This is a genomic window from Chitinophaga sp. S165 (genome assembly GCF_003182155.1).
Taxonomy (GTDB): domain Bacteria; phylum Bacteroidota; class Bacteroidia; order Chitinophagales; family Chitinophagaceae; genus Chitinophaga.
In genome coordinates this window covers 1,489,829-1,504,349 of the sequence record NZ_QGTG01000001.1, presented here as the reverse complement: position 1 = coordinate 1,504,349, position 14,521 = coordinate 1,489,829, and the positions used below count along the sequence as shown (strand labels likewise).

6 protein-coding genes are annotated in these 14,521 nt (G+C 48.5%); all 6 read right to left on the bottom strand.

Annotated elements, in window-relative coordinates; all coding sequences use genetic code 11:
• Position 1 precedes the first annotated feature (1 nt).
• On the bottom strand, positions 2-2,638 hold the full coding sequence (locus tag C7475_RS05480) for a hypothetical protein (protein ID WP_110051970.1): 2,637 nt from the start codon (positions 2,636-2,638) through the stop codon (positions 2-4).
• A 6-nt stretch (positions 2,639-2,644) separates the two neighbouring features.
• Positions 2,645-3,163, bottom strand: a complete 519-nt coding sequence (locus C7475_RS05475; RefSeq protein WP_158286427.1) for a DUF4402 domain-containing protein — start codon at positions 3,161-3,163, stop codon at positions 2,645-2,647.
• A gap of 8 nt (positions 3,164-3,171) precedes the next feature.
• Positions 3,172-11,124: a hypothetical protein gene (locus C7475_RS05470; RefSeq protein ID WP_110051966.1), complete on the bottom strand. Its 7,953-nt coding sequence runs from the start codon at positions 11,122-11,124 to the stop codon at positions 3,172-3,174.
• A gap of 62 nt (positions 11,125-11,186) precedes the next feature.
• Positions 11,187-11,930: a molecular chaperone gene (locus C7475_RS05465; protein ID WP_110051965.1), complete on the bottom strand. Its 744-nt coding sequence runs from the start codon at positions 11,928-11,930 to the stop codon at positions 11,187-11,189.
• 169 nt (positions 11,931-12,099) lie between these two features.
• Positions 12,100-12,612, bottom strand: a complete 513-nt coding sequence (locus C7475_RS05460) for a DUF4402 domain-containing protein (protein WP_110051962.1) — start codon at positions 12,610-12,612, stop codon at positions 12,100-12,102.
• 165 nt (positions 12,613-12,777) lie between these two features.
• Positions 12,778-14,328: a CotH kinase family protein gene (locus C7475_RS05455; RefSeq protein WP_110051960.1), complete on the bottom strand. Its 1,551-nt coding sequence runs from the start codon at positions 14,326-14,328 to the stop codon at positions 12,778-12,780.
• Positions 14,329-14,521 lie beyond the last annotated feature (193 nt).

The following is a 14,521-nucleotide window of genomic DNA, read 5'->3' as shown; positions in this document are numbered from 1 at the left end:
ATCACTTCTTCTCAAGTATAAACTGGATATCATCGATCACATCACCTTCCCGCTGTGAACTGATGTGAAGATCATATGCAGGCTGTTTAGTCCTTAGTTTTAACTTCTTCAGCTGGGCAGGATCGGGTTGTATGACATAGTCGCCCGGTCCTAATCCCATGTAATTAAAATAGCCGTCAGATTCTGTTACGATACATTTCACCAGCGTACTATCCGACTTATAGATACATATTTTGATACCGCCTTGTTCCTTCAACAGGGAATCTTCTTTCAGATATACCATGCCCGATACTTCGCCCAGCACAGAAACCGGTACATCGATCCTTCTCAGCTGATTGGGCTCAATAGCCACGCGTACAGCCGGTTTCCTGATCTGCCAGGAAACACTTTCAAAGCCGCCGGTTTCCAGTTCAAACAGGTAGTTTGCATATGGCTCCATGTCAAGGATAGCAATGCTGGTATCACGCAGATTGCTGATCCTCCGTCCGCCGTTATACTTTAACTGCAAACCTGCCACCCTGGGTTCGCCTTTATCGAATTTTTCATTATTGTTGATGTCCAGGAACGGTACAAACACTACACCTCCCGAACCTACGCTGCTGCGGTTATTGGTACCCGCATATCCGGCTTCTCCGTCGTAAATAAAGCTGCCGCGGGCTGATTCTACAAACGTAGTAAGATTGTTGTTCCGCCATACAGAGAACCCTATCTGCGCAAATGAGAAATCATATCGCAGACCGATCCCATAATTCGTAATGCCATTCCGGTAATTCTTTTCATAAGAAACGTTCAGATAACCATTCCTGAATAGATACTTGCCGGCCTCACAACGCACTGCCATAAAGCGATGGCTGTTGTATTCATATTGCGCCTGTGGCGTCAGCATAATCCTGCCAGGTATTCGAAAGGTCAGTGCGAGGTTACTATAAACAAAAGGATCTTCATCCTTTATGAAGATCGCATAAGTAGATAAACTGGTGCCTATGTTATACAGTGCGCCCGACATCAGCCATTCAGTAGTGGTATAATAGGAACGGGGCAATATGATCTGGTCTACGGTAAGCCTGGTAAAGAGAGAGAAATTCTTCGCATTGAAGGGCTTTGATATAACAGCCTTGCGTTCCTCCAGCCAGTTGTAAATAATAGCCTTCTGATCTCTCCTGTATCGCGTATAATTTAACTCAGCCTGCAAATTGTTCTGCGAGCGGTAACTTAAAATACCTCTCGCCCTTACGCCATGCGTATACTCTCCGGAGAATAACAAATTAGATACAATGCGCATGGAAGTAGTAACAAATGGTAAGGTATTCGCGCCGCGGATAGAAGACAGGTATTCTACACCTGCTCCAACAGTGATGGTATTGGTAACACCATAATTGGCCTGCACCCTTCCCAGTTTGCTATGCATGGTATCTTCCGCTACGCCTGCACTGGCCGTATATTCCAGTTCACCGGAAGGCACGAAGTTGAAAGGGATGCTGATGTTCTCTTCCTGAAAACGTTCCTCTCCCCACGGGCCATAGAACCGGAGTCTGAGCTGGGAATTGCCATATACTAATGGCACCTGGAAAGTATAGAAACCGGCAGCATCTGCCACCGTATAATCCACCAGCGCATTGTTGATATAGAGTTCCACCGTCCATCCCGGGTCGGTGAAATTACTCAGCGTGTATGTGCCATAAGCACGACGGTGGATGGTAGGTGTATTCGTGACCTGCACGCCAACAACAGGAGCAAACAAAGTAGCGATGGTCGGTGTAAAGATCTTTCCTGCGATGATCTGTCGTAACCAGGGCCTGTCATTATTTACAAACCGTAAACGGTAATATTGTTGTCGCTGGTCAAACGGACGAACAATATTACTATCCGGATGCGTTGGTAATAGTTGTTGCCTTGCGAAGTTATTATAGTTCAGAGATACAGTTGCTTCCCCTCCGGCAAGCGTTCCTCCCATGGTCAGGTTGAACCAGGTGTCATTGACATTCCGCAGGCGCTGTGTTGATACCACCGACCAGTTGGCCATACCGAATTTAAACAGCTTCCTGCTTCTGCCGATAACGGTATCCGCTTCTATATTCCCTTTCAGTTTATTCAGGTTGCGGTACATCACCTGTTGCCGTATTTCCCTGATAGCAGGTAATTCAGCTTTAGATACAAGATTGACCGAGAGACTCCGGAAGTTGAACTGACAATTGAGATCAAATACTTTATTGAAATAATCTGTCCGCAGGTATAACCCTGTTTCCATTTTAACAAGGTCTTCAGGCCCCAGGTTAAATACTTTATCACGGAAGCGGATCCGGTTATGCTTTTTATCTATCAGGAAAACGGCCTCCTGGTTGATGAAGAAACCGGTGACAGAATCCATATTCTCCGATAACTGATTCCGGATCTTCAGGAAATTAAATACATCCGTAATAGACAGATAAGCCGTTTCATCCTTCACTACTGCAGGGATCTCCGTGCCGCCCAGGCCTTGTAAGATGACCATGATAGACGTCTCGTCAAATTTCGGGTCTTCGTCATTGTCCCCCTCCTTCGCAAATACAGAACTGGTACAACATATCAGTAGCAGCATCCATACCGCCTTGCGGCAGTAGCGGGAAATTGAAGCGATATGTATAATGCAGCCTGTCATTAATTGTTATTCCTGTATGAATGTGACGGAGAATAATCCACTGTAATTCCCTGCAGGATTCGCCGGCGGAGACCCTACTGTCAATGTGCCTCCTATGCGTACCAATGTTCTTGCAGGAGACGTGGCGGTGGCTATGAACGGCGATCCTGTACTGGATGGCCCTATATGTAACGATAACGTACCACCGTTGCTGCCGGTCAGCACAACATCAGGCCCGTTCAGGATCTGGATAAGTGTACCGGGATTAGCATCTACCTCGAAAATAGCAGGGGAAAAAGGAAAGCCCAGATTAGCCTGTACAATGCTGCCTGTTACGGAGCGTGACCCATCAGGGAAAATGATCACAGTACCACCCGTAGGCCCCTGGAAGAAGGCCCCGAATATGAGCCCCTGCGCCGGGTTCACATATACTGATATCGGACGTGGCGGCGGCTCCTGCGCCTTCACTGATTGTGTTACATGCAGCAGCAGCAGGGCCAGAAGGCCCGCACAAAAGAGATGATATTTACTTAAACCCTGTCGCATGTAATGGATCATTGATTACTGATGAACACTTTCTTCGATACCTGTTGCTTGTTCGCGCTGAACGTAACGATATATATCCCGCCACTGTATTGTGATCCCAGCAGGTAACGCCCGTTACCCGTAAAATCTTTCCGGAGGAGGACCTGTCCTGCTACATTGCTGACGGTGATGGTACATTTCTCACCCGGAACTTTATCAAATTGCCCGTACAGGTTATTACCGGCACTGAATGCATGATAAACCGCTGTATTACCTGGAGCAACATCACCTCCAGGTTTAAATACCAGGAAGAACCTGTTCTCATAGGTCCCTTTCTTCAACAACAAGCGGTAAGGTGTCGTCTTATGCAGATCATGCGTGATGTCAGCATCCTTGTCGTAGAGATAGAAATGCCATCCCGCAGGCATCCGTTCCATCACCGGCATGGTGAAGTTTACATATCCTTCACGCTCTGTCGTCAGCCCTAACGGAATTGTTTCCGTACTGTCTATCTGGTCCGGCCACGCTGCTATGGACAACCGCTGATTGCCGGCCAGCGAATACAGGCTCGGCACATCGGGATCTGTATTCATAAGCTTCAGCGCATCTGTTTCCTGCTCAAAATCACGGCTGGCATAATTACCGAAATACACTACTAATGGGTCTGACGGCTGACCATCATCCGTGAAGCCGGCGCTCAGGCGCAGTAAGGGCTCTGTCAGCGGTCTTTCCCTGTGGAAGTTAGGCGCCAGGTTATTGACCCTCGCCGTATTATTGACTGTCAGCGAGCCCGATACAGGGAAGCTGCCATTGTTAACATGCACAAAGAAACCCTGCATGGCAGGAATGATGTTATTGGCAATGCCATCGCTGGATACGCCGTTAATGTAGGAACTGTAAGTACCGGTGTACTGATCGGTGGTACCTGCATTGAAGTAGTAAATAGCGATGTCGACGTTGTTACGGATCCATCCGCTGGTAGCGTCCCAGTCTACCGGAGATGGATATGGATTGCCCAGCAGATTGAAGCCAAGCGTGTATGGCTGGTTGTTATTACTCAGGGCAGGAGATACAATTGTTCCGTTATTTACCACACCAGTCATATCGATGGTTACCGGCGATGTGGAGGTACCCAGGTTCCCCGCATATCCCACCATCGGCGTAAGCGCTCCCGATGTAGCCGTATAGGCCGTCCATCCGGAAGACGCACGGTTCTCTACATACCGGTAGAAAGTAGGGAAGGTGGCGCTCAGATTAATATCATCAGAAAACTCATTGACCGTTGCCGACTGAAAAGGAGAACTGAAATAAGTATAACCAAAGCCCGTAGGACGATAGCGCTGAACGGTCACATTCCCTGTCACACTGCCACTGCCGCTGCCATCGATGAGGGCCGTGCGTGTAGCGGTAGACAGCAGGGTCAGATTATTGCCTGTTGCGAATGTCCCTGTTGTTGCCCTGAGTACGCCCGAGACGTTTAAGGTACCTGCCAGTGTTACGCCTGCGGCATTATTCGTGGTCAGGTTCAACAGCGTGTTACCGGCAAATGTACCGGCAGGTATTGTCTGCGCAGTGCTGCCTGCCATTTCTATTGTACCATTTGTAGCGGTAAAGGTGCCGCTGTTGGAAATAACACCATAGATCTGTAAAGTAGCGGCGCTTACGGTAACAGATGCCCCTGTCTGTATAGTGATATTGGCGGTGGTTGCAACACTCGTATTAATAAGCGGATAATTGGTAAGACCTGTCGGGATGATCGCATTGGTAGTGTTGGTCGGCACAGCAGTATTCGACCAGTTACCTGTTACATACCAGTTCGTATTCACAGCGCCCGTCCAGGTATTGTTAGCCACCAGTTCTCCCACCGCTAAAGCAACGCTCATATTGGTCAGGCCCGTTGCCTGAATTGAAGTGGTCAGCGGACTGGCAACGGTTTGTGTCGTCCAGCTGCTGCCATTATAAGCAGCTACCCTGAAATTGGTTGTATTGGCTCCTGCATCAACATCCGCCGCATTCCAGTTAAGTGTTGCGGAAGCGGTAGTGAATACTGTACCGGTATTGGTGAATGACCAGTATCGGTTTACGTTTCTTGTAGCGTTAATAGCCGACGTACCGATGTTCGGATGTTCTGTCGCTGTTACGGTTGCCAGCAGGGTACCCGCTGTGGTCACACTGGGCATCGTAACAGTAGCAGGGGTGTAATACAGGTTATCGCCTATTTCAAAGGTCCTCGTAACATTGCCGGTAGGCAAGGCTTTCTGCAGTCTGCCGATCACCCAGCCTGTACTTTGTGAAGCACCTGTAACAGTTCCCGCAGAAGGTTGTATCACGGCAAACGTAGCGCCGGTGCTGATCTTATTCAATATGAAATTCAATACGCCATTCACCGTAATATTAGAGCCAAGTGAAACAATGCCAGCGGTCTTATTCACTGTCAGGTTATTAAAGGCGCCGGTCGAGGAGATGGTTTGAGTACCCAGACCATTGAAATAAACAGTGGAGCCTGTATTGGTATACGTGCCGCTTGTCATGGTCCAGTTACCGCCAACTGTATCCGTAAAGCTGCCTTGTATAAAAGTACCGTTAGACAGCGTGAAGTTATTCAGTATACTTAGTACGGCGGAAGCTGTTTTATTGCCCGCGGCTGATATTACAAGGTTGCCATATGGCGTAGCTGATGATATGGCTTGCACGCCTCCGGCATATTCAACAGTGCTGAACGTATCCAACGCATAAGTAGTAAATGCCGGCAATGTCTCTGTTCCTTTGAGCACCAGCCTGGCATTATCCTCAATGGCCAGCGAAGCTGTTCCTGCTGTTGGTCCTATGGCAAATCCCCCGTTATCGAACACACCTGAAATGATAGTAATATCATCCACGCTCGTAATAGCTTTACCAAGCGTAGTAGTGATACCGGAAGCCTTTTGATTCGTTACCTGCGAAAGCGCAAATGAACTGGCCGATCCCGTTATTACAGATGGGAGGGACCCCGTCATGATCAGTGTGCCGATAGTGCCATCATAGATGCCGTTGTTGGTGAAATTGTGGCTGACATTATAATCTGATAATGCTGTAACATCATTGGTAATAACAAAATCATAAAAAGTAGTGGCTGGGCTTCCATATAATTCACCGGTGGCCGATGTCATGGTAAAAGTAGAAGTGCCGCCGTTTAATGTACCATTGCTTTCAAGGTCTGCACCTACAGTATAACTATATGTTCCGGCATTGAATAAAGCCCCGTTGGCGATAACAAAATCACCGCTCATGCTCCAGTTGGAAGATGGTGTGACACCGGCAGTATTACTGATCATAACATGATTTAATGCGGTAGGAGTGCCGGTTACCGCAATGGCGCCACTGCCGCCGAAGGTAACAGTACCCGTACTGGTAAATCCTGTGCCAGTCAATTGAATGGTCTGTGCAGTGGTGGGTATGAAGTTCATTACACCGCTGCTGGTTACAGTACCGTTATTGGTAAATGATCCCGATATGGTGTGCGTAGAGACACCACCGTTAAAAGTAGCCCCGCTACCGATGTTAAACGCAATAACTACGATCCACCCGACGCTGGCATTAACACCGCCTGTGTTATTCACGTTAAGCGTGGCGTAGGTAGGTGTACTGGTAGAATTGAGTACCGGAGGCACAGTGCCGTTGAAATTAATGACACCGCTGGAATTAGAAACAAGTGCATTCACGAAGCGGATAGTCTGCACGGCAGTTCCGGTAAATGTAGTCACCCCGTTGCTGGTGAGTGAGCCGTTATTGGTGAGATCCCCATTCACAGTGGCATTACCGGCGCCGCCATTATAAGAGCCGCCGGTAGCAATGGTGAGCAGTCCGTTATAAGTAATGTCACTGCCGCTCACAACATAACTGCCATATACGGTCATCCGGTTGAATATAGTGTTGCCGGTAATGGTTTTACCGGCGCCATTCAGCGTGATGGTACTGCTGGCAGGGGCAAAGGTGCCACTGTTGTTCCAGTTGCCATAAAGATTGATCGTGAAGGTAGCGCCGTTAAAAGTAGCACCGCTGTTGATGGTCAAGTCGCCATTCACGGTACTTGTGGCCGCAAGTGTTTTTGTGCCGCCGTTGCTGAAAATAAGATGCCCGTAAGGTATACCTGCCACTGTTTGCGCAACACTTCCATTATAGTGAACAGTACTGGTGTTACTGACAGTGTAAATGGAATATCCGGTTGGGAATGTAGCGCCGCCCACAAGTAAAGTGGCGCCATCTGAAATAGTTAACGTGCCACCCGCAGATGATCTGTTGGCAGTGAAAGTGGAAAGATTTAATGTTCCTGCCGTCAGTGTCAGATTGCCATTTATCGGGCAGTTGCCACTGAGTGTTGCAGTACTGCCGGATTTGTTGATGGTCAGATTATTAAAACTGGTCGCGCTGATACTTTGATTGCCTGCACCGTTTAGTATTACCGTGCCACCGCCCGCGCTATATGTGCCACTGTTGTTCCAGTTGCCGCCTGCGGTCAATGTAACAACGCCGCTCGTTAAAGTTGCGCCGGAAGAGATGCTGACGTTACCTGTCACTGTTGTCGTCGCATTTAACGATAAACTACCTGCGGTAACACTCAGGTTACCTGCTACTGTGGCTGCGCTGCCCAATGTAGCAATACCGCCTGTTTTATTTATCTGCAGATGATTATATGCCAGCCCGGCTACCGCCTGTGCAGTACTGCCATTGTAATTGACAGTACTGTTGCTGGCAGTAAAGGTGCCATTGGTATAGTTATAATTACTTCCAACATTTAATGTACCTGCCCCGCTGAAAACGACATTCGCTCCGCCGGATTGTGTCAGGGCTCCTGTTACCGTAACGGTTCCCGTGCCAACATTCAGATTGATAGCACGGCTTGCCGTACCCTCACTTAAGGCCAGGTCACCATTCACCGTTAATGTCTGCGCACCTGCGTTAATGGTGTGTATGGCATTGGCCGACCAGGTACCGCTGATATTCCCTGCCGTTGTCAGGCTTCCGCCAGTGGCCAGTGTCAGGTTGGCCGCCTGCGTACTGCCGAAACGGATCGCTTTTACAGACGCCGTATTATTGATCGACGGCTGATTGGTAAATGCCGCCGTACCTATCTCCACAATATCATTGACGCCGGGTGGGCGCGAAGGACTACCCTGAACAACAGTCCAGTTATTAGCAGTAAACCAGTCACTGCTTACAGAGCCGTTCCAACGCACAACGTTGGCATTGTCTGACATGGTCCAGCGCCCCACAACAGCAAGCTGCCCGGCTAACTCTACATAATTGGATGTCGTGCTGTTGGTTGTTTTGCCGGACGAAACCCAGCCAAGACCACTATTGTACCACATTCCCATGCTCGACTCGTTATTACCATTCAGCTCCGCATCTTCATAGTGCAGTCGCACAGTGGTAAGCGCCACCGCCAAACCGGTAGTGGAGATAGTATAGACACGATTAATAGCAGCACCCTGCGGAAAATCGCCGACAGGGGCTACCACCGTCGAAATAGTGATAGAACCGGTCAGCAGCAATCCTGAAATGGTCAGAGAGGTATTCGGACTTTCAAATGCGTAGGTGTTTCCAGAACCGAAAGCATGTGTCCTGCGTACTGTTCCCAATATAATGCCCGGGCCTGACCTGTCCACAGTCATCGTCAGGATATTACTACCTGTATTCATTGCACCACTGGTCATGTTAATGGTAGCCACCTGCACATCATTGTTGATGTCGACACGTGTCGTCATAGCGCTTTTATTCAGCGTGAGCACATTGAATGTAGTAGCGCCGGTAATGGTGGATGGATTAGCGCCGGTAAAGGAGACCGTACCGGAACCGGCGGTAAAGGTACCGTTGTTGACGAAATCGGCAAGAACCTGGTGCGTAAAGGCACCCGCCGTAAAGGTAGTACCGCTGGCAAGCGTGAAATAATTAGTAGTGATAGCACCAGCGGCGGTCTTGGTACCACCGCCTGATAGTAATAATCTGTCGTATGTCAGTGCGTTGACGGTTTGTGCACCAGTACCATTAAAATTGACAGTATTCGGTGGAGTGGAAGTAACATTGAGCGTTCCCGCAGTTACAGTAAATGTACCGGCTATGCCCAATACGGAATTGGCTGATAGTTGTAACGAAGTGCCATTCAACGTTACATTGAACAGGTTAGCTGTTCCGTTTAATGTGCTGGTGCCCGTAAAGGTTACAGTGCCCGCAGTAGCAGTAAGAGAACCGCTAACGTCCAGCGAAGTATTAATAGCAGAAAAGGATACGGCGGTTGTTACCGTACCGGAAATGACAAGCGTACCGAAACTGATAGTACCCGCACCCGAAATTGTCTTGGAGGTTCCCTGCATCACCGTCGTACCTCCTACACCATTGAAGGTGCCGCTGACAGCAAGATTCCCTGTTACAGTGATGCTCGTCGCAGCGCTGACACTACCCGAAATAGTCAGGTTATCAAAAATAATGTTTGTCCCTGTAATGGTCTTGGATGCACCCGTCATCGTAAGTGTACCACCGGTAAGGTGCGTGAATGTACCGGGGCCGGAAGTGGCAAGATTACCCGACACACTGATAGCGCTGGTTGCGGCTGCGGTAATATTGGTCACGAGGAATCCCATGTTATTGAACCCGTGCGTACCGGTACCACTCAGCGATGAACCGGGCCCGCCAAAATTGACCGTGCCGGTACCGCCGGAAAACGTACCGTTGTTTACCCAGTTACTATTCACGTCAATGGTGAAACTGCCGCCGTTAAATGTAGTGGATGCACCGATGTTGACGCCCCCACTGATCACAATGTTAGACGCCGCAGTATAAGTGACGCCCGTTCCGGCTCCAACAGCACTTGTCAATAATCCTGCAACGGTAAATGCAGTGGAAGGCATGGTTTTTATAACAGCCCCGCTGGAACTGGACAAGGTCAGGTTACCATACGTTTCACCCGTAACCGTTTGTGCCAGTCCGTTATACTCTACGGTGCTGGTCAGGGAAAGCGAGCGAGTTGCGAAATTGGCAGGGAAAGTTCCTGTTCCCCCGATCTTCAGCACAGCGCCATTCGCAACGGTTATTGCGCCCCCCGCTACTGTTGTGCCCCTGTTGGCCGTAAACGTGGACAGGTCAAGTGTAGCTGCCGTTACTTCTATTCTGCCTGCTGTCGCCGTACTTGATACAAGCGAGTTTAAATTGCCGCCTAATGTTTTTACAAGCGCCCCGCTGATCCTGAGTGTGGAATAAGTAAGGTTATTACGTACCGTCTGATTGCTGGTGGTAGCACTATAGTCCACCGTACTTCCGGCACTAAGGGTAATAGTGGTCGCGGCATAGTTAGCGGCAAATGTAGATGCTTTTACATGTAACACGCCTGTTGCGCTCACCGCTAAAGTGCCTGCTCCTGACACAAGGAAAGGACTGGCGTTTTCTGCAGGTATGAAAGTGCCGTTTACGGCAAAGGCAACGGATACGGAAGTTGCAATATTCAGCGTAACAGTAGCGCTGGCTGAGATAGTCAGACGCCTGAAGGCAGTAGCTACCGCTCCGCCAATAGACTGGGTGGTGCCTCCGAAAGTTACTTTGGATGATGTACTGGTTGTTGTATACGTACCATTGTTAACCCAGTCGCCCTTTACAGTAAGCGTAACGCCCCGGTGGGAGATGGTACAGCCGGAATTAAGGGTAAGCGTACCCGCTACGGTCAGGCTTCTAGATAATGTCAAAACAGGGTTTTTGGCGCTTGTTAAAAGCGTCAGCGCCCTGCAGCTCGCCGTAGCGCTCACCGTAGGTTGAAAGGGACCGGTGAATGCAGCATCGCCTATTATTGCGTCTACAGTAGCAGTAGGAACGCCGTTCGTCCAGTTGGACGCCGTGCTCCAGGCCGTACTGACAGTCCCCTTCCAGCTTGTCTGTCCCCACAGGGGACCAGGCAGGCCGCATAACAGGAGAAGGAGTGTGAAACAAACAAGTATAAATTTTCTTTCGGTATGCATGTGTTTCAATATTATCTACCGGCATACGTGGTAGCGTATGCCGGATAAATACCAGCCTCAGATCATTGCAGTTGCAACTCAGCCTGTGCCAGCCGGTCAGGTGCAGCTCCTTTCGATGGAGCGGTATATGTGATCCTTAACTTTCCGTGGTGATAATTGACACCCGGTTTTTTATCAAGCTCCATATGAAATAGCCTGAGCGGGTTCGGCGTATATACAGCAATGCCTTTTACAGTACCCACCGTCGTTATTTTGCCTCTTTCTGAAACATGGTCGATACTGAGGTCCCCATATGCAGAATGGTTCCCGCTGCGGCGCAATACCAGGTCCAGGCGGGGGGGAATATTCTCCGGTGTTTTAAGAGAAATATCTGTCAGGCTTACCTGCATGGCAGGCGGACCTGTCCTGATGATCACAGGGATACTGATGCCGAAAACCGGTGTCAGCGTAACGGAAATACGCGTCGAATCTTTTGCCCTGGCTGGTTCTCCCTGTACCCTCGTATCAGGCACCGATCTGAAATAGATATGCGAGCGGTATTCACCTTCCTGTAATTGCCCTGTCCTGGTAAGTTGCACCTTCACCAGTTGCGCCTCGCCGGGAGCAAGGGTCACACTTCTGGGGAAGAGGCGCAGGAACTTGCTGGCAAACAGTTGTCCTGAATCGGGCTCACTGATCTTTTCAAAAGTACCATTGCTGTTCATGCGTATTTCAATAAGAGAGATCAGGTACCGCGCCGTATCCCGGCCGGTATTGGCAAGATTAAGCTCCTGTATTTTCTTCTGTCCCTCGAAAACAACCCTCATAGGCGTGATCAGAAGATTGCCTTGTGCAGATGATAGGAGGGGAGATAACAAAGTAATAATTATCAGATAATGGATATGGCGCATAAATATTGTTGAGAATAAGGCCCAATAAGCCCCTGCCCGGCTACTATGACAATACCGGGGAGGGCCTTTGGGAAAAAAAGGGCAACTAATTGTAGTTAACAGTCACATCGAAGGGAGTAGCTGAAACGTAGACCCCTGCGGGTTGTGCAGCACTAACATTCAGCGTTGCACCTACATTAACTACTTCAGATCCACCTGTGAGCGTACCCGTACCTGAAGGATCGCTGGTGAAAGCAGTAACAGTCATAGTGTTTGCTCCACTTGTAATAGTTAACGGAGTGGTCGGCAGCGTAATAGTGTACGTGTACCCTGAAGTACCGCTCACAGTAAAAGATGCAGCCGTAACCGTTCCCGCCGTAGTAGGCAGCGTTACACCACCGGTAGCAGTACGGGTACCGCCCGGAGCAAGCACTACGGTACCGGCAGTAGTAGATTGTACGGCCACATTACCAAAGTCCATATCAACGTCCTTCACGATACTGATAGGAGTTACAATGGTCGCAGTTGCTGTCGCCGATGCGGTTTCCTGTCCGCGGACAGTCGTTGCCAAAGATGCCAATGTTAACGTGGCAACGAAAAGCATGGGTATTCTTTTCATTCTTTCTTTATTTTGATGTTAGGGTAAAAGAGTCGTTGCAGACCTGAATACGGTCTGAGCAGTGAGTGAGGTTGAAAATTAATGACCTGCGATTCCCGGCGCAGGGTACTTATTGCATTCTTATAGACAGGGAGAGATTCCCGTAGGATATGTTCGAAACCGAAATTACAACTTATTTATTTCAGTATCCATCCATTTAATTCTTTTTGAGAGCCAATCTTTCATATACTGTACCTCAGAATCATAAGACCCTAACGACACAGTATTGGGCCACGTATAGTTATATAACAATTCCCACTTATTAAAGTTTTCCCGCTGTGAATTTTTTAATTCTTCCGCCGTCTTATTGATGAAGTCGTACAAGGTGGCAACCTGTGCGCCTTTCAGCAAATTCCATCTGGCCTTCACTTTCTGTACAAATGCAGGATCGTCGAACAGCCGGTTCATCCATACGGCATTCTTTACCCACCAGCCCTCCGGCAGGTTGTTCCCGTTATAGGTAACGTTACCTACCGCAAGATCAAAGTCCCACACAGGGCCTATCGACAGTTTAGCATTACGGTCCTTATACAGGAACACACTACTATAGAAAACAGCATCATTATTTTTGAGCAGTTCATTCACCAGGTACCAGTTGATAAACGTCTCTACATTGAGGTATTTACTATACCCCGCTGTAGGATGAGCGAAGTCCGGACTATACAATGCATTCTCCACCTGTTGTACATAATTTTTAATATAGTCGAGTTGTTTAGCTGTGATCTCCTCGGGCGATTTTACCGTGAAAGCCACCTGTAATAATGATCTGAACCACACCGTTTCATCCAGACGTTCATCTACCTCCAATAAATAACCGCCACTGATGTCACTATCCGGTGATGTCTTTTTTAACTCCGGAATATTGATCCTCGTCGGTCCGACTTCCACCTGGTCGGTCAGCAGATAGTTACCAAGATATTCCCCGTTCAGTATCACCTCTACAAACCTGGCCCGTGGAGTAAAGACGGCTTCAAACCTTTTTGAGATCTCCAGCGCCAGGTAATTCCTCATAAGCGTCTTGTCCGCAAAATTTGCCAGCAATACCCATTTCTTTGCAGCAGGCATCCCCAACAGTTCTGCCTTAGTATCCAGTTTGATCCTGAAAGGCTTTTTAGGCATGGTCCAGGTACTGTTGCCACGGCCCCTCATTTCCATCTGCATAGTAGTAACAGGCTGCGGATATTTTGAATTGGCATCGACCGTCATCTTCCCCTTCACATAATCATCTTTTGAGACTACCGGTGCCTCCGTTTCCAGATAAAGGATAGGTAAACCCGTGAATGTATAGATCTCTACCTGGTAGGTTTTTGTAGTACCGTTAGCTGCCGTCACAGTAAAGGTGATCGGCTTATTAAAGTCGTTCAGTGTGATGCCGCTTTGCTGTACGGTCCCATTTACGGCCACTTTCACACCGCTCGAATTAAACGTCGCAACCAGTGCTTTACTGGAGCTCAGATAAGGAACAAAGCCGACAATACGGTCTGTATAGATCTGGCATTCAACATCTTTCAGTAATTGTGCCGCATTATTTTTTGACTCAAATCTGAACTCAAATATGTCTTTTGCGGCAGATGGTGCATCTGCAATAGTTTCGTCTCTGGGAAGGAGCGCAACATCTTTTTTACATGCTGACAATCCTGTCAGGAACAGCAGTAAAAGGCAGGTAGTTTTTATCATAAGGGGAAGGTTGTTGTCCGGGATAGGGACAAGATGATAAGATGAAGTTGTTAGGTGAAATGTTTGGTGTAATCTCTTCTAAATAATGGCCGTACTATTGGTTATTGGCTATTTTGAAATGAATACTGGGGAATCCTGTAGTTGCCTGGCGATACATACAGGGCATAACTCTCTTTGCGCATGACAATTATTC

Coding starts and splice junctions, on each gene's coding strand:
- C7475_RS05465 (WP_110051965.1), bottom strand. CDS start 11,930: ATGAGGGTTGTTTTCGAGGGACAGAAGAAAATACAGGAGCTTAATCTT.
- C7475_RS05470 (WP_110051966.1), bottom strand. CDS start 11,124: ATGCATACCGAAAGAAAATTTATACTTGTTTGTTTCACACTCCTTCTC.
- C7475_RS05455 (WP_110051960.1), bottom strand. CDS start 14,328: ATGATAAAAACTACCTGCCTTTTACTGCTGTTCCTGACAGGATTGTCA.
- C7475_RS05460 (WP_110051962.1), bottom strand. CDS start 12,612: ATGAAAAGAATACCCATGCTTTTCGTTGCCACGTTAACATTGGCATCT.
- C7475_RS05475 (WP_158286427.1), bottom strand. CDS start 3,163: ATGCGACAGGGTTTAAGTAAATATCATCTCTTTTGTGCGGGCCTTCTG.
- C7475_RS05480 (WP_110051970.1), bottom strand. CDS start 2,638: ATGACAGGCTGCATTATACATATCGCTTCAATTTCCCGCTACTGCCGC.